Origin of the sequence: Oscillibacter acetigenes (assembly GCF_025567605.1) — a bacterium.
GTDB classification, from domain to species: Bacteria; Bacillota; Clostridia; order Oscillospirales; family Oscillospiraceae; genus Oscillibacter; species Oscillibacter welbionis.
This window is the reverse complement of sequence record NZ_JAOQKG010000006.1, coordinates 72,788-90,596: the sequence shown is the minus strand read 5'-3', so window position 1 is coordinate 90,596 and position 17,809 is coordinate 72,788. Positions and strand designations below refer to the sequence as shown.

Genomic DNA, 17,809 nt, shown 5'->3' with positions numbered 1-17,809 from the left:
TATTTTCACAAATGTTTGTGCAATCCACACAATTAACAGTTGCGCAACAAAGAAAATATTTACGTTCTTTCCTTTTTCGGGGCCATGTGGTACAATGGCTCCAGTGTGCCCGCCGGAAGGCCGCCGGGCGCCCCAAACACCCGGCGCCGCCGGAAAATCTGCAGATCAGCCCGTGCTCACAGCGGGAAAAGGAGAGTACGCCATGTCCCTGTTCGGCCTGCGGCCGGAGGAGCCAGCCGCCATCCGCATCCGGGAGGCCGCCACTCGCGGCACCCTGTCCCACGCCCTGCTGCTCACCGGCAGCGGCGACCGGATGTCCGCCGCCTGCTTTGCCGCCGCCGCCCTGGAGTGCACGGGGGAGGAGAGCCGCCCCTGCGGCGTCTGCCCCGCCTGCCGGAAGGTGCTGGCGGGCATCCATCCGGACGTGATCACCGTCCGGGACCCAGACCATAAGAACATCGCCGTGGACGTGGTGCGCGCCATCCGGGCAGACGCCTACATCCGCCCCAACGAGGGGCGGCGGAAGGTCTATGTGTTTCCGGACTGCGCCCTGCTGACGGAACAGGACCAGAACGTGTTGCTGAAGGTGGTGGAGGAGGGGCCGCCCTATGCGGCCTTTCTCTTCTGTGCGGAAAATGCCGCTGTGGTGCTCCAGACCCTGCGCTCCCGGTGCGTGGAGCTGAAGCTGCACCCGGCTGCGGAAGGCGGCGGTGAAGAGGTCCAGGCGGCAGAGGCCCTGTGCCGCTGCCTGGCCGCCCGGAAGCGGGGAAAGGTGACGGAGCTGGCGGTGCGGCTGGAGAAAAAGCGCATCACCCGGGAGGACCTGTCCGCCCTGCTGGAGCGGAGCCGGGCCCTGTGCGCGGCGGCGCTGCTGCTGCAATATGGACAGGAACCGGAGGAAAGCTGCCGGGAAATCGCCCCAATTCTCGCGAAAAACTTGACAAAATCCCAAATCATGCGCACAATAGAGCTGTTACAGAAGTATCGCGGGGAGTGCACGTACAACGTGGGAACCGGCCATGTGCTGGGCGCCATCGCGGTGGAATTGGAGGGCATCCTTTGACAGAAGTTATCAGCGTCCGCTTTCGAGGCGGCTGTAAAAATTACTATTTCAATCCAAACGGCAACCAGGTGAAGATGGGAGACCAGGTGATCGTGGAGACCGCCCAGGGCCCGGAATTCGCCACCTGCACGGAGGGGAACCACGAGGTGGAGGACTCCGCCATTGTCAAGCCCCTGAGCCCTATGCTGCGGATGGCCACGGACAGCGACCGCCGCACCGTGGAGCAGAACAAGAAGCGGGAGAGCGAGGCCTTTGACATCTGTGAGAAGAAGATCGCCGCCCACGGGCTGGAGATGAAGCTGGTGAACGTGTCCGCCAGCTTTGACGGCAACAAGATCGTCTTCTACTTTACCGCCGACGGCCGGGTGGACTTCCGGGAGTTGGTGCGGGATCTGGCCGGGGTGTTCCGGGCCCGGATCGAGCTGCGGCAGATCGGCGTCCGGGACGAGGCCAAGATGATCGGCGGTCTGGGGATCTGCGGCAGACCCTTCTGCTGCTCCCAGTTTCTGGACGGGTTCCTGCCCGTGTCCATCAAAATGGCCAAGACCCAGAATCTTAGCCTGAATCCCACCAAAATCTCCGGCACCTGCGGGCGGCTGATGTGCTGCCTGAAATACGAGCAGAACGTCTATGAGGACGCAGCCAAGCGGATGCCCAAGGCAGAATCCTTTGTTCAGACGCCGGACGGCCCCGGCAATGTGAAGAGCGTGGACCTGCTGCGGGAGACCGTGAAGGTCAGCCTGGACAGTGCGCCGGAGCCTTTGAAGTGCTATCACAACTGTGAGGTGTGCGTTCTGCGCAACGGCAAGGGCAGCCGGGAGGGCATCGCCATTCCGGAGCGCCCCGCCCGCTATGTGGAGCCGAAGGAGGCGGAGGAGTTCCGGGAGGAGGCCCCGGCCCTGATGCCGCCCTTCTATATGGACACGCAGCTGGAAGAGGCGCCCATGCGGGAGAAGATCGGCGCACCCGGCAGCGGCGACGGCAAGCCACGCCGCCGGCATCGGGGCGGCCGCCGGAGAGGGGGAGCCAAAAGCGGAGAGGGGGTCGAGCAGCCCAAGGCCGAGGCCAGGGGGCCGGAGAAGAAGGAAGGGCGGCCCCGTCCCCCCAAACAGGAGAGCAGGCCTGCGCAGCCCAAGCCGACAGAAGCCAGACCTGGGGAGAACAGGGCGGCGGCCCCGGACGGTGAAGGCGAGGCCAAGCGCCGCCGCAGGCCCCACCACCGGGGGGGGCGCCGCCGGAACAAAAACGGCGGCGAGGGCGGCGGTTCCGCCCCCAAGAGTGAGTGAATCCGGCTGGACCGCCGCCCCTTTTTCGGGCGGCGGTCTTTTGAAATGCCGGGAGAGCAGGCAGATGGAGCGGATCTGCCTTTTCAGAGAGATAGGATGGAGGAGTTTTTATGGGAAAATTTGACGGTGTACTGCTGGCCAGCGATTTTGACAATACCCTGCTGAATACGGAGACGGCCCGGCGCACGGGCGCCGAGGTGCCGGAGGTGTCCCGCCGGAACTGGGAGGCGCTGGAGTATTTCATGGCCGGCGGCGGGAGATTTGCCATCGCCACCGGCCGGGCGCTGGCGGCCTTCATCAAATTCGCGGATCAGGTGCCCATGAACGCGCCGGGCATTGTGTGCAACGGCGCGGCCCTGTATGATTTTCAGAAGGGGGAGTATCTGGAGACCATTCTGCTGGACGAGAGCACCCGCCGGCGGGGACAGGAGACTCTGGACCGATTCCCCACGCTGGCGGTGGAGGCATACCACATCGACAACGTGATCCACGCCGTCCGGCCCAATCTCTATACCCGCCAGCATGAGCACGTCACTCATGTGAGCGTGGTGGAAAAGCCCTCCCTGCTGGATGTGCCCCTGCCGCTGGGAAAGATCATGTTTGAGGAGGACCACGCCGTTTTGGAGGAGGTCAAGGCGTTTCTGCAGTCCCAGCCCTGGGCGGGGGAGTATGAGATCTTCTTCTCTGACCGGACACTGCTGGAGGTCACCGCCAGAGGCGCCACCAAGGGTGGCATGGTGGCCCGGCTGGCGGAGCGGCTGGGCATCTCCCGCCAGCACGTCTACTGCGCCGGGGACGAGGCCAACGACCTGTCCATGCTGACCTGGGCGGCGGAGGGATTTGCCCCCGCCAACTGCGTACCCGCTGTCCGGGCCTGCGGGGCCACCATCGTGGCAGATGCGGACCACGACACTCTGGCGGACATCGTGTCCCGCCTGGACAAAATGTACGCCTGAGCGCCGGAAACACCGCTCCGCTACCTGTGGTAGCGGAAATTCCAGGTTTGGTTGCTGGCATGTCCCGGTATCGTCTGGTATCCTGAACGTGTGAAAACGGCAGGGGAGGGAAGCGCCATGACCTTTGGAGAGAAGCTGCAAAAGCTCCGGACCCGGGCGGGATTGAGCCAGGACCAGCTTGCCAAGCTGCTGGATGTGAGCCGCCAGGCGGTGAGCAAGTGGGAGCGGAACGAGGCTATGCCGGAGGTGGAGAAGCTCGTCCGCATCAGCCGCCAGTTCGGCGTGTCCACGGATTACTTATTGCTGGAAGAACTAGAGGAGCCGGAGACGGCCAATACCACGGCTCCTGCGGCGGGCCTGTGGGTCCGGGTCAAGCAATGGTACCGGAACAGGGGCTATCTGCTGGCCTGGGTTCTGGCGGCCTGGGGTGTCTGGAACCTGGTTGACCTGGCTGTTCTTGCGGCCAATACATACCAGCAGGCGCAGGACCTCGAGAATTTTGCCTGGGTGAAATACGTGCAGATGGTGTATATTCCCACAATGATTCCCCATGTGCTGCTGATTCTCGTGTCTGTGATTCTGGTATTCCGGGGCCGCCAATTGGCAGGGCGGCTTCGTTGGTATCATCTGGGCTGGCTCCTGGTGCTGATGGGTCTGCTGAACATGCGGCTCCCCCTTCCCGCGCCTCTGCGGTTTTTGCAGACGGGGCCGGTCTGGAGTATTTCCACTGCGTTGCTGGTGTATCTGGCGGAGTATGGGCCGGAGAATATGTGGGAATTTGTGGAGGTGACTTTTTGGGACGACCTGCCCTGTCTTCTGGTGACCATTTTGGGCTTCGCCATCCTCATCCTGGGCTGCCGGTATGATCAGAGAACCTCCCTCCGCAAAATCGAATAACCGATGAATCCCTTGCGCCGCAGCGATAAGCCGCTGCGGCGCTTTTGCCTCTCCAAAATTTTTTTCGAATCCACTTGACAAATCTGGAGAATGTGCTATTGTATTACTTGCTTAGTACAACAACACAAATGGGAGGTGCTTCTGTGAAGTGGCAGTTTTCCAATGACGCGCCGATCTATTCCCAGCTGATCGCGCAGATCAAGGTGGGCATTGTCTCCGGCGCGTTCCCGCCGGGGGAGCGGCTGCCTTCCGTGCGGGACCTGGCTACGGAGGCCGGGGTGAATCCCAACACCATGCAGCGGGCCCTGACGGAGCTGGAGCGGGACGGACTGGTATACAGCCAGCGAACCACGGGTAGATTTGTGACGGAGGATCAGGCCATGATTGCATCTGCAAAGAGAAGTTTGGCGGAGCGCCACATTCAGGCGTTCCTGGAGGCCATGACCCACCTGGGCTATGGCCGGGAGGAGATCCTGACGCTGCTGCGGCAGGAGGAGACCAAGGGAGGAGAAGACAATGGCAGTTCTGGAATGTAAAGATCTGAGCAAGCACTACGGCAACGCGCCGGCGCTGAACCATGTGAGCCTGGCGGTGGAACCGGGCCGGATCGTGGGATTGCTGGGCCCCAACGGCAGCGGCAAGACCACCCTCATCAAGCTGGCCAACGGCCTGCTGACCCCCAGCGAGGGAGAGGTGCTGGTATGCGATATGGCCCCTGGAAAGGAGAGCCACGCCAGCGTCAGCTACCTGCCGGAGCGGACCTGCATCCCCACTTGGATGTCCGTGAAGCAGCTGCTGGATTTCTATGGCGACTTCTACCGGGACTTCAATCGGAAGGCGGCGGAGGAGATGCTCACCCATCTGAACATCCGCCTGACCCAGCGGATCAAGCAGATGTCTAAGGGAACCCGGGAGAAGGTGCAGCTCATCATGGTGATGAGCCGGGCGGCAAAGCTGTATCTGCTGGATGAGCCCATCGGCGGCGTGGACCCCGCCACCCGGGACTACATCCTCTCCACCATCATCGGCAATTACAATCCCGAGGCGGCAGTGATTATCTCCACCCACCTGATCGCCGATGTGGAAAAGGTTCTGGACGAGGTCATTTTCATCAATCAGGGCCAGGTGGTGCTCCAGTCCTCTGTGGATGAGATCCGGGAGGAGAAGGGCATGAGCGTGGACGCCCTGTTCCGGGAGGTGTTCAAATGCTGACGAAACTCTTGAAGCACGAATTCCGTGCCACGGCCCGCATCATGGGGCCTTTGTACCTGGTTCTGCTGGCGGTGGCCCTGGGCTTCAATTTCTCCGCCAGGCTGATGGACTCAGGCAACTTTGTGCTGAATATGCTGGCCGCTTTGGTGGTCATGGCCTATGTGGTGGCCATTACCGCCGTGTTCATTGTGGCGTTCATTCTGATGCTCCAGCGGTTCTACAAAAATCTGCTGGGGGACGAGGGCTACATCATGTTCACTCTGCCCGCCTCGGTTCACCAGCATGTGTGGAGCAAGCTGATCGTCTCCGCCGTGTGGTTCATCGCCACCGGCGTGGTGGTGTTCCTGTCTGTTTTTGTGGCGGCCTTCAACGTGAGCTTCTTGACGGATTTGGCGAGTGTTTTCCCCAAGCTGTTCCAGCAGATGACCGCCTACTACGCCGTCAACGGCACCGTTTTCGCGCTGGAGCTTCTGGCGCTGATGCTGGCAGCCTGCATGAGTTTCTCCCTGCAGTTCTATGCCGCTCTGGCGGCGGGCCACAGCTTTGCCAACCATAAGATGGCCCTGTCCGTGGCGTTCTTCTTTGTGTTCCAGTTTGTGGTGCAGATGGCGGGGGCCATCGTTCTGGTCCTGCTGGACGAGGGGCCGTTGCACCAGTTCCTGCTGACGCTGGATTTCCAGCTCACCGGCGTGGCGGCGGTCCACTTCACGATGGTGGCTTTGCTCCTGCTGACAGTGCTCTACGGTGCGATTTTCTATATTGTAACCACAATTACCTTGAAAAAGCGCTTGAATCTGGAGTAAACTGGACCATACGCTTCCGGCGGGCCGTGGGAGTGATCCCACGGCCCCGGAAATCTTAAGGGAGGCCGCCATGCCCGTAGAGGAAAACCTGATGCAAGCGATCCTGCTGACCTTCGGCACCGCTATGGTGCCGGTGCTGGAGCTCCGGGGCGCCATTCCTGTGGGAGTGGCGGCGGGACTCTCCCCGGCCGCGGCCTGCCTGGTGTCCATCCTGGGCAATATGGTGCCGGTGCCTTTTATCCTGCTGCTGATCCGCCGGATCTTCGACTGGCTCCGGGGCACCCGCCTTTTCGGCCCCAGGATCGACTGGCTGGAGCGCCGGGCTCACCTGAAGGGCCGGATGGTGCGGAAGTACCGCCTGCCGGGACTCATCATTCTGGTAGCCATCCCCCTGCCGGGGACTGGGGCCTGGACGGGGGCTCTGGTGGCGGCCCTGCTGGACATCCGGATGCGCCACGCGCTGCCCGCCATCTTCCTGGGCGTGGTGATTGCCGGGGCCATCGTCACCACGCTGACCTACGGCGTGGTGCAGCTGTTTTGAATCTTATAAGGGGTTCGTTATCTATGAGGAAATTCCTTTTTGCATGTGGCATGATTTCCTTGATGCTGTTTACCCTGACCGCCTGCGGCAGTGAGGACCCGGCAGAGGAGATCTCCCGAGCGCTGCACATCGATGTGTCCGCCGGAGAGGAGATCTCCTCTTCTGACACCCACGGCGGCTTCCACGGCGACGGCATTTCCTGCGTTGCCCTGCAGTTTCCTGACAGCCAGGTAGCCGACGCCATTGCGGCGAACGCCGCCTGGACACCGCTTCCCCTGGACGAGACGGCCCAGGCACTGGCCTATGGCGTCACCCGAGAGGACGGCGGCGAAGTTTTCAGCGCGGGCCCTTATCTCACCGATGACAGCGGAGATCCCCTGCTGCCGGGGATCGCCAATGGCTTCTACCGCCTGATTGACCGCCACAGTGACGCCGGGGATGGACAAAACCTTCTGGAGCGGGCTTCGCTGAATGTCACCTTGGCCGTGTATGACGCGGACAGCGACACGCTGTATTTCTGCGAAATGGATACCTGACTGACATCCCGGTGGGCGAACGAGGGCAGAAGGAGATCCAACCCATCCGCAGGGGCCGATACCCTCATCGACCCGCAGCCCAGATGCCCCGTGACCGCCGGGGGAACGGCAGCGGGGAGAGCCCTCAACGAACCCCACCCACTGAAAAACACAGGAGGCAGCCATGAAAAGACATATAATCCCCTGTATCCTTTCCCTGACTCTGCTGCTGACCGCCTGCGGCGGGGAACAAGCTGCGGCCGACACCGCTGAGGAGGCAGTGAAGGACCACTACTACCAGATTCTGGACGCCGCCGGTAAAGAGCTGTACACCGTCACAGACAGCGGGGCCGTGGCAGAGATCGACGCCCTCATCAACAAGGCCGGCGGCGAGAACGCCGACCACGGGAATGCGGAGGGAGACCCTCTCTACACTTATGTCTACTGGCAGGAGACTACCCTCCACGCTGGGGAGGACCCGGATGCGGAGCGGGAATACCTGGAGGTCTTCCGGACCCAGGTGCGGCAGGGCAGCAACGCCGTCACCACGGAGGTCCTGTCCGATACCCTGGAGGGCGTTGGGAGCTTTGTAGGCGTGGAAGGACTGGGCGGTCTGCTGACGTTTACCGCTGAAGTGCCCCGGGAAACGGCGGACGCCCTGCGGGACCCGGCGCAGTTTGCCGGGGCGTGAGCAATACAAAATAGATGCGGCGCATCCGTTTCAGGGTGCGCCGCACGTTTGCTTTTAGGGGTGTGCCGGCCCATACCACTCCCCAGGGAGGCCTCCCTGACGGGAACAAAAAAGAGCGGGACACACAGCATCCCGCTCTTTGATCAACCCTCTGCGGAGAATACCTTCCGTCCCTCGCTCCAGACCGCCCGGATGGCGCCGCCCTGACGCAGATACACCGCCCGCTCCAGCCGCTCCTGGGGCGTCATGGGATGGGGCTGGGGAAGATCATCGTCCGCCAGGACCAGGGCGTGGAGATGATTGCCTGGGGCAAAGCCCGGCTGCTCGGCGAAGTATGCCGCACCGGCGGAGGTGGCCAGGTACCAGCCCTCCGGCACCGTGAGGAAATCCGTCTCCCAGTTGTCCAGCACCCGCCGGGCCTTGGAGGCCCGGATGGAGGCGGCCACCACATCGAACATGTGCAGGTGGTCCCCACCGGCAATGTCGCTGCCCAGGGCCACCTTCACGCCCTCATTCAGCATGGCCCGCACCGGCGCCACGCCGGAGCAGATGTTCTGGTTGGAGTCGGCGCAATGGACCGCTGTCACGCCGGCGTCCCGCATGGCCTGCCGCTCCCGCGCATCGGACCAGACGCAGTGGGCCATGACGGCGCGGCTGGTCCACAGGCCGTATTTGGCATAGGTCTCCCAGTACTGCTGGCAGCCCGGGTGGAGCTGGCGCACCCAGGCCATCTCTGCCTGGTTCTCCGACAGGTGGGACTGGACGGGGAGATCCCGCTCCGCCGCCAGTTTGCCCAGAAACGCCATCAGCTCATTAGTACAGGAGGGGGTGAACCGGGGCGTCAGCATGGGCTTCACCAGGCGGAAGTCCTGACAGGCATCCAGCCAGCGGAGCGTCTCACGCCTGGACTCCTCTGTGGTCTCCTCCAACAGGCCGGGGGCAGCGTTCCGGTCCATGTTCACCTTGCCCACGTAGCCGGTGACGCCGGCCTTCTCCAGTTCCTCCATCAGGATCAGCGTGGCGTCCGTGTGGAGAGAGGAGAACATGCACACCCGCGTGGTGCCGTTTGCAATAAGCTCCCGGGCCAGGCGGCTGTAAATCTCCCGGGCGTAGCCTGTGTCCGCGAACCGGGCCTCTGTGGGAAAGGCGTATGCGTTCAGCCAGTCCAGCAGGGGCAGGTCCATGCCCATCCCCAGCATGGGGTACTGGGGCGCATGGAGGTGCAGATCCGCAAAGGACTGGAGGATCAGCGCGTCTCCCCAGTCCTCCACCGGGGCACCGGCGTACTGCTCGGGCAAAGACCCGTACACACCCCGGATGAGGCCGTCCTCGGCCACCAGATATCCGCCCGGCAGGGCATCCAGCTGTCCCAGGGTGGGAGCGGACAGAATAGTTCCCTTGATGATCGTCAGTGACATGGCAAATCTCCTTTTGTTTCCGTTCCGGATTTTTCAGACAGAAAAGAAGCGCCTGCCGGCAGGGGATGGCCCCTTCCAACAGACACTCATAGAAGAGCCTTCGGCGGCTCCGTAGAGACGTTCGCGCCATGACAGCGAACTTATATGAGCTTTTCCTGCTGCCTATACCATATCACACATCGTCCCCGGATGCAAGCCCTGTCACGCCGGGAAGTCCTGCCGCTTATACTGGCATACGGGCGGTGTTCCGCCTGAATCAGAGAAAAGGCGTTGGTGCTATGCTGCAGTCTCTTGGCTGGGCGGCCCTGGGTACGGGCTTCACATTTTTGATGACCGCTCTGGGCGCGGCCATGGTGTTTTTTTTCGCCGGGGAACCCCGGCCCCACTTTCAAAAGACCCTGCTGGGCTTTGCTGCTGGAGTCATGACGGCGGCCTCCGTGTGGAGCCTGCTGCTGCCGGCCATCGACCGGGCCGCAGAGGGGGCGCTGCCGGACTGGCTGCCCGCCGCGGGCGGAATGCTGTTGGGCGTGGTCTTCCTGTCCGCTCTGGATGCCTTGCTGCCCCATCTGCGGCGGGACCGGACCTGGCAGGATGCCTCTTGGCGGCAGACCACTCTGCTGATGACAGCCATCACCCTACATAACGTCCCGGAGGGGATGGCGGTGGGGCTGGCCTTTGCCCTGGTGTCCGGAGGGGAGGGCTTTGCCGGGGCGGCGGCCCTGGCCATGGGCATCGGCATCCAGAATTTTCCGGAGGGAGCCGCCGTGGCTCTGCCCCTGCGGCAGGGCGGCTGGTCCCGTCCCAGGGCCTTTGTGGGGGGAATGCTCTCCGGCGCCGTGGAGCCGGTGTTCGGCGTGCTGGCGGCACTGGCCGCGGCCGGCGTGGACCCGCTGATGCCCTGGTTGCTGAGTTTTGCTGCCGGAGCGATGCTGTACGTGGTGGTGGAGGAGTTGATTCCCCAGGCCCACAGCCGGGCGGGGACCTGCGGTTTTGTGATGGGGTTCCTGGTGATGATGGTGCTGGACGTGGCACTGGGCGGCTGAGACCGCCCTCTGGACTCCGGCAGAAAAGGGCCGGGAGGCCGCCTGCAGGCGGTCTCCCGGTCTTGCGCAGCTCAGGCCTCTCTGCTGGGCTGCAGAGCCAGAATCACCAGAGTGGCTTCGCCGTCCCGAACGGTAACGCTGCTGTTGCTGTTCAGGGAAAAACGGGTAGCCTCCTCCACGGAGATGATGAAAGAGGCAGAGCCGGATACACTGGTATTGTCGATACCGGTCCGATTGTAGACGCCGTACTCCAGATGACCGCGTCCTCCGTAGCCCGGTGTGATTTGAAGATATCCGGCGGTCAGAAGGTTGGCGGCAAAGTGGTAGGCGATGAGATATACTCCCGGTTGCAGGAGGAGCTGAGTGGTAGATTCCTGCACAATGTGGCCGGTCACATCCGTTGCTGCCGCACTCAAAGAGATTGAGCTGCCGTTGAAAAACTCCTGCTGGTAGGTGACAAAAGACGCATAGGCCGGAATACCCGACGGACCCTGAGGTCCTTGGGGACCCTGGAGTCCTTGTGGGCCCTGGAATCCTTGTGGGCCCTGAGGTCCTTCCGGCCCCTGAGGCCCTTGCGGCCCCTGGGGTCCTTCCGGCCCCTGAGGCCCTTCCGGTCCCTGAGGCCCTTGCGGCCCCTGAGGTCCCTCCGGCCCCTGGGGTCCTTCCGGCCCCTGAGGTCCTTCCGGTCCCTGGGGTCCTTCCGGCCCCTGAGGTCCTTCCGGCCCCTGGGGTCCTTCCGGCCCCTGGGGTCCTTCCGGCCCCTGAGGTCCTTCCGGCCCCTGAGGTCCTTCCGGTCCCTGGGGTCCTTCCGGCCCCTGAGGCCCTTCCGGTCCCTGGCAGCCGATTGGCCCCCGGGGTCCAGCCGGGCCCGGATTACCCCTTGGAATGGCAAAGTCCAGCTCCACACCGCAGGGCGTGGGCGAGGCGGTTACCCGGGCCCGGGTGCCGGGGGGTGTCGTGACAGTGCTGCCCACCGTAACAGTGGGAATGATACAACACGGGGGATAACAGAAATCCCCCTGAGAATAGTGCATATACAGAAGCCTCCTCTCTGAAGGGCTAGGCCAGTATATGCCCCACAGGCCCCCTTGGGTGCGCGCTTATCCGATGGGCAGGCCGGTGAGATACCGCCGGACCACGTCCAGAGCGTGGTTGGCGGCCAGCTCCTGGATGCGGTCCCGCCGGCGGCGGCCGGAGTCCGTCCGGCGGCAGAAGGTGCCCTCCGGCGTGGCCAGGCCAATGTACACCAGCCCCACCGGGTTGTCCCGCTCATCCCGGTCCGGGCCCGCCACGCCGGTGACGGACACGGCGATGTCTGCCCCGGTGATCTGCCGGGCGCCCTCCGCCATGGCCCGGGCTGTCTCCTCCGACACGGCGCCGTACTGGTCCAGCGTTTCCTGGGGCACGCCCAGCACCGCCGCCTTGACAGAGGTCCAGTAGCTGACCACGCCGCCCCGGTACACGCTGGAGACGCCGGGCAGGGCAGTGATCCGCTCCGCCACCCGGCCGCCGGTGCAGCTCTCCGCAGTGGACAGGGTGAGATTCCGCTCCTTCAGCAGCTGGAAGCACACCGCTTCCAGGCCCTTCACATCCACGCCGTACACATAGTCTCCCAAAGCCGCGCGGACCTCTGCCACCACCGGGGCGAGCATGGCCTCCGCCTCCTCTGCGCCGGCGGCCTTGGCGGTGGCCCGCAGCCGCACCTCGCAGGGCTTGGCATAAGTGGCTAGGGTGGGGTTCACCATGCGGACCATCCGGTCATGGAGCAGCTGGTCCACAGAGCTCTCGCCCATGCCGAAGGTCATGATATCGTGGGAGACGATGACCTCTTTGGAGAGGGCGCGGAGGTACGGCTCCACGCACCGGCGGAGCATAGTCTCGCACTCGTGGGGCGGCCCCGGCAGCATCAGCACATGGACGCCGTCCGCTTCAAAGGCGCAGCCGGGGGCGGTGCCCACCGGATTGTCGAACACGGTGCAGCCCTCCGGCAGCTCCGCCTGCTGGGTGTTGTTTTCCGGCATGGGCACATGGAGGGCGGACTGATAAAAGGCCCGGATGTCCTCCAGAATATCTTCGTGCAGCACCAGCTTCTGGCCGAAGGCCGCACAGATGGTCTGCTTGGTCAGATCGTCGTAGGTAGGACCCAGGCCGCCTGTGGTGAGAATGATGTCGGCCCGGTGCCGGGCAATGTCCAGAGCCTCCCGCAGGCGCTGAGGGTTGTCCCCCACTACCGTGTGCCAGAAGACGTTGACGCCCAGGGTGGACAGGCTCTGAGAGAGCATCTGGGCGTCGGTGTTGGCGATGTTACCCAGCAGGATCTCTGTGCCGACGGCGATGATCTCCGCGGTGTGTGACATGGAAAGACCTCCTTTTTGAAACAGCGGCCCCGCCGGCGACAGGCGGCGGGGCCGGGAACAGATTGGATCAGATCCGGGCCGGATCCGTGGACTTCACCCGCACCCAGGTCTCGTCCGCCAGGGCCTTCTGCACCAGGGACTCCACGTCCAGGGCGGCCTCCGCCTGCCGCACATCTTCCAGCCGGGGCCGGGTGGCGGGGTGGCGGGGCGTGAACACCGTGCAGCAGTCCTCATAGGGGAGGATGGAGGTGTCGAACACCCCGATCTCCCGGGACATGCGGATGATCTCCACCTTGTCCATGCCGATCAGGGGCCGCAGCACCGGCAGGGAGGTCACATCCTCGGTGACCCCCAGGGCCAGCATGGTCTGGCTGGCCACCTGGCCCAGGGACTCGCCGGTGACCAGGGCGCCGGCGTTGGCCTTCCTGGCGATGGCCTCGGCGATGCGCATCATGAACCGGCGCATAATGAGGGTGAAGTACTCCTCCGGGCAGTTCCGCCGGATCTCCTCCTGGATCTCCGTGAAGGGGACGATGTGGACCAGCAGCCGCCCGGTCCAGGCAGTCAGCAGCCGGGCCAGCTCCAGTACTTTGTCCTGGGCCTGCTGGGAGGTGTAGGGCGGGGAGACAAAGTGGACCATCTCCAGCTCCACGCCCCGGCGGGCCATCATCCAGGAGGACACCGGGGAGTCGATGCCGCCGGAGAGCAGGCTCACCGCCCGGCCGCCCATGCCGATGGGCAGGCCGCCCGCGCCGGGAACAGAGGGAGTATGAACATAGGCGTACTTCTCCCGGATCTCCACAAATACTGTCAGATCGGGAGTGTGGACATCCACCGCCACATGGGGGAACAGCTCCGCCAGATCGCCGCCCACAGCTTGGCTCAGCTGGATGGAGTTCATGGGAAACATCTTGTCTGCCCGCTTGCTCTCCACCTTGAAGCTCTTCGCAACGGCAAAGGCGTCCGCCAGATAGGTCCGGGCGGCCTCCACAATGGCGTCCACTGTCTTTTCACAGGGCACGGCCCGGGCCACGGCGGCAATGCCGAACACCTGGCGGCAGGCGTCCCAGGCGGCCTCCATATCGCAGTCCTCTCCCTGGGGCTCCACGTAGATGGTGCTCTGCCGGAGGGAGCACTGGAAGCTGCCGCAGTTTTTCACCCGGCGGCGGACGTTGGCCAGCAGCTTGTCCTCAAAGGACTGGCGATTCTGTCCCTTCAGGACCACCTCGCCCAGTTTCAGCAAAAAGATCTCCTGCGGGGCAGGGGAAGCATTCATCATAACGGACCTCCATATCAGAACAGTTTGGAATATCGGCCCCTATTATAGCGCATTTTTCCGGGAATAGAAAGCCTGTTTTGTAGGGAAGGGCCAGCGGCGCGAAAAAAATAAAAAAATTTTCCGCACGGTGCAATAAAACCTCTTCTGGCGCCGTTAATGGTGCAGAAGGGGCGGGAGAGACCCGCCGAATGCAGAACATGAAAAGGAGAATGAACAATGAAGCAGAACGGTTTCTGGAAGGGCTTCGGCTCCGGTTTGGTCCTGACGGTCCTGATCGCAGCACTGTGCGTCACGGCCACCGCCACCTCCAAGCGCAGCATCCAGGTGGAGGACGGCATCGGCATCACCCTCAACGGCGCCAGATTCACCCCGCGGGATGCCGCCGGAAAGCAGGTCCCCGTGTTCCTCTACAACGGCACCACCTATGTCCCCGTCCGGGCCATCAGCGAGGCCATGGGTATGGACGTGTCCTTCAACTCGGCCACCCGCACGGTCCAGCTGACCACCGCGGACCGGACCGCCAGCCAGCAGGGCGCCTCTTCCGCCTCCGGCAACTATATCAGTGCCGACCGGGCCAAGCAGATCGCCCTGAATGACGCCGGTGTCAAAGAGGCCAACGCCGTGTTCCTGCGGGCCAACCTGGACTGGGATGACGGCCGGATGAAGTATGAGGTGGAGTTTTACAGCGGCACCACCGAATATGACTACGACATCGACGCCGTCACCGGCGCCATCCTCAGCTCCGATCGGGAGCTGGAGAATTTCCAGATCTGGAACAACGGCACCAGCCGCCCCTCCGGGAACGGCAGCAACTCTTCCAGCGGTGACTATATCACCGCAGAGCGGGCCCAGCAGATCGCCCTGGCGGAGACGCCCAGCGGCTCCACGGTGGTGAAGTGCCAGTTTGACTGGGATGACGGCCGGGCGCAGTATGAAGTCGAGATCCGCAACGGCTGGACCGAGTACGAATTTGAGATCGACGCCGTCACCGGGACCATCTTCAGCCGGGACATCGACAACGACCGCTGGTGATCTTCCCCAGAGCCCCAAAGAGACGCCCGTCAGGGCGTCTCTTTTTATGGGGGAAAAGGAGCTCTTGCCCGCCGTCCAGCCCTCTGCTATAATGGAGGGACAACAGGGGGAAACCAAATTATGGAGGGGAAGTTTATGAAGATCGTGGCCATCAACGGCAGTCCCAGAAAGAACGGCAACACCGCCCAGGTGCTGGAGGTGGTCCGGCGGGAGGTGGAGGCCGCCGGGGTGGAGTTCCAGGTGTTCCAGCCCGGGGCGAAGGTCCATCCCTGCATGGCCTGCTACCACTGCCTGAACACCGGCAGCCTCCGGTGTGTCCAGACCGACGATATGGTCAACGACATCATCGCCGCCTGCATCGAGGCGGACGGCATCCTGCTGGCAGCTCCGGTGTATCACGGCGGTATTTCCGGCAATATGAAGTGCGTGCTGGACCGGCTGATGCTGGCGGCGGGCTGCGGGGTGAATCAGCTCCACCACAAGGTGGGGGGCGCCCTGTGCACCCTGCGCCGCAGCGGCGGCATGGAGACGTATCAGCAGCTGCTGGGCACCATGGATGCCATGGAGATGGTCATCGTCACCTCCGACTACTGGGGCGCCGTACACGGCGCGGACCCCGGCGAGGCCCTGAAAGACGAGGAGGGCATGGAGGTGGCCGCCCGCCTGGGCCGGGATATGGCCTGGATGGTGAAGGTGCTGGCGGAGAGCAGGGTCCCTGTGCCGGAGAGCACGCCCCGTCCCATGATGAACTTCATCCGGTAAAGAGGAGAGTCGGCGATTGGCGGAAGGAGGAATCTGGAGAATGAGCCCGCTGTATTATGGTTCCAACGGAGACGGATGGTTTTCGGTTTTTGTGATCGTACCGGTGATCGGCCTGGTGATCTGGGGCCTGAACACGTTCTGGCTGCACCGCCTGAAAAAGGGAGATATGGATTACTCGCCGGAGGGGTTCCGCAAAAGGGCCCGGATCTTCGCCATAATATTGGCAGCGGTGCTTCTGGGAGTGCCGCTGCTGGCGGCCCTGCTTCTCTGGAACCGGCACTGACCACGTTATTTCCGCCACAGTGAACCAGGCGGCCCCATTCCGGGGCCGCCTGGTTTTCTGATCCTTTGGGAATGTCCGGTTCCGGAACGGAATGGCTTCCGCCTTGCCCCCGTAAAGTCCGCTGCGCTGGGCTGCGGCGGGGACCCGGTTATCCCTTCAAAATATCGGTATTCCGGAACTGGATGGCCTCTGCCAGATGCTCCGGCCTGATGTCCGCCGCACCGTCCAGGTCCGCGATGGTCCGGGCTACCCGCAGAATCCGATCATGGGACCGGGCGGTGAGGCCCATCCGCTCGAAGGCGGACTTCATCAGCGCATCGCCGGCGTGGTCCAGGCGGCAGAACTGCCCGATCATGGGGGCGGTCATGTGGGCGTTGCAGGTGACGCCGGTGCCGGCAAAGCGGGCGGTCTGGACAGCCCGGGCCGCGTCCACCCGGCACTTCACATCGGCGGAGCTCTCCGGCGTCTCTTTCCGCCGCATGGATGCGTATTCCACCGCGGGAACACTGACGTGGAGGTCGATCCGGTCCAGCAGGGGGCCGGAGATCTTCTCCACATACTTGGCCACCTCCCGGTCCGAGCAGGTACACCGCCCGGAGGGGTGCCCTCGCCAGCCGCACCGACAGGGGTTCATGGCGCACACCAGCTGGAACCGGGCGGGCAGGTGCAGCGTCCCGCCGGAGCGGGCCACTGTCACCGTGCCGTCCTCCAGGGGCTGGCGCATGGCCTCCAGCACGTCCCGGTGGAACTCCGGCAGCTCGTCCAGAAACAGCACGCCGTTGTGGGCCAGGGAGATCTCCCCCGGCCGCAGCAGCGGCCCGCCTCCAGTGAGGGCGGCGGCGGATGCGGTGTGGTGGGGACTGCGGAAGGGGCGCCGGGTCAGCAGGGGGTGCTGCGGGTCCGCCAGCCCCGCCACGGACCAGATGCCGGAGACCTCCAGCGCCTCCTCCCGGCTCATATCCGGCAGGATGGAGGGCAGCCGCTTGGCCAGCATGGACTTGCCTGCGCCGGGGGAGCCGATCAGCAGCAGGTTGTGGCCGCCTGCCGCGGCGATCTCCAGGGCCCGCCTGGCATTTTCCTGGCCCATCACATCCCGCAGATCCGGCCCGGCGGCCTCCTCTGCCTCCGGCACCCAGGCCGAGGCGGGGGAGAGGCGCTCCTCGCCCCGCAAGTGGCGCACCAGCGCCCCTACATCCGGTACGCCGTAGACGGTGAGGCCGCCTGCCAGCGTGGCCTCAGCGGCGTTCTCCGCCGGGACATACAGCTCCTTCACACCGGCGTCCCGGGCTGCCAGGGCCATGGGCAGCACGCCGGTGACGCCCCGCAGCGCCCCGGTGAGGGACAGCTCCCCGATAAACGCCGCTTGCTGGGCCGGCGGCGGCAGCTCCCGTCCTGCGGCCAGCAGCCCCACAAAGATGGGCAGGTCGTAGACTGTGCCCGCCTTTTTCTGCCCGGCCGGGGCCAGATTCACCGTGATTCGGCTGACGGGGAACTTGGCCCCGCAGTTCTTCACCGCCGCCCGGACTCGCTCCCGGGCCTCCCGCACGGCGGCGTCCGGCAGACCCACGATGTCAAAGGCGGGCAGCCCGCCGGAGAGGAAGCACTCCGCGCTGACCGCATACCCGGCAATGCCGTTCAGTCCCAGGGAGCGCACCGTCACCACCATAAACG

At 64.0% G+C, this 17,809-nt stretch carries 18 protein-coding genes, 1 pseudogene and 1 riboswitch; of the genes and pseudogenes, 14 read left to right on the top strand and 5 right to left on the bottom strand.

Features of this window, described 5'->3' with window-relative positions:
- Window positions 1-202 precede the first annotated feature (202 nt).
- The 10 genes and pseudogenes from OCV80_RS12790 (at window position 203) to OCV80_RS12745 (ending at window position 7,964) form a co-directional block, all read left to right on the top strand.
- Window positions 203-1,063 (top strand): DNA polymerase III, delta' subunit family protein, encoded by an 861-nt coding sequence (locus OCV80_RS12790; protein ID WP_021751207.1) that lies wholly within the window; start codon window positions 203-205, stop codon window positions 1,061-1,063.
- Window positions 1,060-1,884 (top strand): annotated as a pseudogene (locus tag OCV80_RS16625) (PSP1 domain-containing protein); the annotation flags it as partial. The gene OCV80_RS12790 and the pseudogene OCV80_RS16625, both read left to right, overlap by 4 nt.
- A 575-nt stretch (window positions 1,885-2,459) precedes the next feature.
- On the top strand, window positions 2,460-3,305 hold the full coding sequence (locus tag OCV80_RS12780) for an HAD-IIB family hydrolase (protein WP_119311831.1): 846 nt from the start codon (window positions 2,460-2,462) through the stop codon (window positions 3,303-3,305).
- Window positions 3,306-3,422: 117 nt separating this feature from the next.
- Window positions 3,423-4,202 carry a helix-turn-helix domain-containing protein gene (locus tag OCV80_RS12775; RefSeq protein ID WP_119311830.1) on the top strand — a complete coding sequence of 260 codons (780 nt, stop codon included), beginning with the start codon at window positions 3,423-3,425 and terminating at the stop codon, window positions 4,200-4,202.
- Between the two features lie 143 nt (window positions 4,203-4,345).
- A complete protein-coding gene (locus OCV80_RS12770; protein ID WP_025545026.1) occupies window positions 4,346-4,738 on the top strand; it encodes a GntR family transcriptional regulator in 393 nt (130 codons plus the stop codon).
- Entirely contained in the window at window positions 4,719-5,414 is a 696-nt protein-coding gene (locus OCV80_RS12765; protein ID WP_021747584.1) for an ABC transporter ATP-binding protein, read from the top strand. The genes OCV80_RS12770 and OCV80_RS12765 overlap by 20 nt, the downstream gene beginning before the upstream one ends.
- Complete coding sequence (locus OCV80_RS12760; protein WP_119311829.1) at window positions 5,408-6,217, top strand: hypothetical protein; 810 nt, start codon at window positions 5,408-5,410, stop codon at window positions 6,215-6,217. The genes OCV80_RS12765 and OCV80_RS12760 overlap by 7 nt, the downstream gene beginning before the upstream one ends.
- A gap of 70 nt (window positions 6,218-6,287) precedes the next feature.
- Window positions 6,288-6,758, top strand: a complete 471-nt coding sequence (locus tag OCV80_RS12755) for a COG2426 family protein (RefSeq protein WP_021747586.1) — start codon at window positions 6,288-6,290, stop codon at window positions 6,756-6,758.
- A gap of 23 nt (window positions 6,759-6,781) precedes the next feature.
- On the top strand, window positions 6,782-7,294 hold the full coding sequence (locus OCV80_RS12750) for a hypothetical protein (protein WP_136891289.1): 513 nt from the start codon (window positions 6,782-6,784) through the stop codon (window positions 7,292-7,294).
- Between the two features lie 163 nt (window positions 7,295-7,457).
- Window positions 7,458-7,964 carry a hypothetical protein gene (locus tag OCV80_RS12745; protein ID WP_119311827.1) on the top strand — a complete coding sequence of 169 codons (507 nt, stop codon included), beginning with the start codon at window positions 7,458-7,460 and terminating at the stop codon, window positions 7,962-7,964.
- Between the two features lie 143 nt (window positions 7,965-8,107).
- Here OCV80_RS12745 and OCV80_RS12740 read toward each other — a convergent pair whose 3' ends face one another.
- Window positions 8,108-9,382: an amidohydrolase family protein gene (locus OCV80_RS12740; RefSeq protein WP_119311826.1), complete on the bottom strand. Its 1,275-nt coding sequence runs from the start codon at window positions 9,380-9,382 to the stop codon at window positions 8,108-8,110.
- A gap of 69 nt (window positions 9,383-9,451) precedes the next feature.
- A riboswitch (purine riboswitch) is annotated at window positions 9,452-9,550 on the bottom strand.
- A 110-nt stretch (window positions 9,551-9,660) separates the two neighbouring features.
- Here OCV80_RS12740 and OCV80_RS12735 point away from each other — a divergent pair.
- Entirely contained in the window at window positions 9,661-10,425 is a 765-nt protein-coding gene (locus OCV80_RS12735; protein ID WP_021747590.1) for a ZIP family metal transporter, read from the top strand.
- A 71-nt stretch (window positions 10,426-10,496) separates the two neighbouring features.
- On the opposite strand, the gene OCV80_RS12730 is transcribed toward OCV80_RS12735, so the two are convergent.
- From OCV80_RS12730 to thiI, 3 genes are all read right to left on the bottom strand, one after another.
- Window positions 10,497-10,841 carry a hypothetical protein gene (locus tag OCV80_RS12730; RefSeq protein ID WP_025545020.1) on the bottom strand — a complete coding sequence of 115 codons (345 nt, stop codon included), beginning with the start codon at window positions 10,839-10,841 and terminating at the stop codon, window positions 10,497-10,499.
- Window positions 10,842-11,525: 684 nt separating this feature from the next.
- Complete coding sequence (locus OCV80_RS12725) at window positions 11,526-12,782, bottom strand: competence/damage-inducible protein A (RefSeq protein ID WP_119311825.1); 1,257 nt, start codon at window positions 12,780-12,782, stop codon at window positions 11,526-11,528.
- Between the two features lie 67 nt (window positions 12,783-12,849).
- Window positions 12,850-14,061 (bottom strand): tRNA uracil 4-sulfurtransferase ThiI, encoded by a 1,212-nt coding sequence (gene thiI, locus OCV80_RS12720; RefSeq protein ID WP_021750820.1) that lies wholly within the window; start codon window positions 14,059-14,061, stop codon window positions 12,850-12,852.
- Between the two features lie 216 nt (window positions 14,062-14,277).
- Between thiI and OCV80_RS12715 the strand changes: the two genes are divergently transcribed.
- The 3 genes from OCV80_RS12715 to OCV80_RS12705 all read left to right on the top strand — a co-directional run bounded on the left by OCV80_RS12715 (window position 14,278) and on the right by OCV80_RS12705 (window position 16,138).
- Window positions 14,278-15,093 (top strand): PepSY domain-containing protein, encoded by an 816-nt coding sequence (locus OCV80_RS12715; RefSeq protein ID WP_021750818.1) that lies wholly within the window; start codon window positions 14,278-14,280, stop codon window positions 15,091-15,093.
- 120 nt (window positions 15,094-15,213) lie between these two features.
- On the top strand, window positions 15,214-15,855 hold the full coding sequence (locus OCV80_RS12710) for a flavodoxin family protein (RefSeq protein ID WP_021750817.1): 642 nt from the start codon (window positions 15,214-15,216) through the stop codon (window positions 15,853-15,855).
- Window positions 15,856-15,895: 40 nt separating this feature from the next.
- The gene (locus OCV80_RS12705; protein ID WP_136891287.1) at window positions 15,896-16,138 is read left to right on the top strand and encodes a hypothetical protein; all 243 of its coding nucleotides are present in this window, start codon (window positions 15,896-15,898) and stop codon (window positions 16,136-16,138) included.
- A 148-nt stretch (window positions 16,139-16,286) separates the two neighbouring features.
- Here OCV80_RS12705 and OCV80_RS12700 read toward each other — a convergent pair whose 3' ends face one another.
- A complete protein-coding gene (locus OCV80_RS12700) occupies window positions 16,287-17,804 on the bottom strand; it encodes a YifB family Mg chelatase-like AAA ATPase (protein WP_036631099.1) in 1,518 nt (505 codons plus the stop codon).
- Between the last annotated feature and the right edge of the window lie 5 nt (window positions 17,805-17,809).

Bases quoted from the DNA above. Each gene is read 5' to 3' on its own strand.
- OCV80_RS12765 (WP_021747584.1), top strand. From the start codon at position 4,719: ATGGCAGTTCTGGAATGTAAAGATCTGAGCAAGCACTACGGCAACGCG.
- OCV80_RS12745 (WP_119311827.1), top strand. From the start codon at position 7,458: ATGAAAAGACATATAATCCCCTGTATCCTTTCCCTGACTCTGCTGCTG.
- OCV80_RS12760 (WP_119311829.1), top strand. From the start codon at position 5,408: ATGCTGACGAAACTCTTGAAGCACGAATTCCGTGCCACGGCCCGCATC.
- OCV80_RS12710 (WP_021750817.1), top strand. From the start codon at position 15,214: ATGGAGGGGAAGTTTATGAAGATCGTGGCCATCAACGGCAGTCCCAGA.
- OCV80_RS12705 (WP_136891287.1), top strand. From the start codon at position 15,896: ATGAGCCCGCTGTATTATGGTTCCAACGGAGACGGATGGTTTTCGGTT.
- OCV80_RS12735 (WP_021747590.1), top strand. From the start codon at position 9,661: ATGCTGCAGTCTCTTGGCTGGGCGGCCCTGGGTACGGGCTTCACATTT.
- OCV80_RS12715 (WP_021750818.1), top strand. From the start codon at position 14,278: ATGAAGCAGAACGGTTTCTGGAAGGGCTTCGGCTCCGGTTTGGTCCTG.
- OCV80_RS12775 (WP_119311830.1), top strand. From the start codon at position 3,423: ATGACCTTTGGAGAGAAGCTGCAAAAGCTCCGGACCCGGGCGGGATTG.
- OCV80_RS12740 (WP_119311826.1), bottom strand. From the start codon at position 9,382: ATGTCACTGACGATCATCAAGGGAACTATTCTGTCCGCTCCCACCCTG.
- OCV80_RS12750 (WP_136891289.1), top strand. From the start codon at position 6,782: ATGAGGAAATTCCTTTTTGCATGTGGCATGATTTCCTTGATGCTGTTT.
- thiI (WP_021750820.1), bottom strand. From the start codon at position 14,061: ATGATGAATGCTTCCCCTGCCCCGCAGGAGATCTTTTTGCTGAAACTG.
- OCV80_RS12725 (WP_119311825.1), bottom strand. From the start codon at position 12,782: ATGTCACACACCGCGGAGATCATCGCCGTCGGCACAGAGATCCTGCTG.
- OCV80_RS12755 (WP_021747586.1), top strand. From the start codon at position 6,288: ATGCCCGTAGAGGAAAACCTGATGCAAGCGATCCTGCTGACCTTCGGC.
- OCV80_RS12790 (WP_021751207.1), top strand. From the start codon at position 203: ATGTCCCTGTTCGGCCTGCGGCCGGAGGAGCCAGCCGCCATCCGCATC.
- OCV80_RS12780 (WP_119311831.1), top strand. From the start codon at position 2,460: ATGGGAAAATTTGACGGTGTACTGCTGGCCAGCGATTTTGACAATACC.
- OCV80_RS12700 (WP_036631099.1), bottom strand. From the start codon at position 17,804: ATGGTGGTGACGGTGCGCTCCCTGGGACTGAACGGCATTGCCGGGTAT.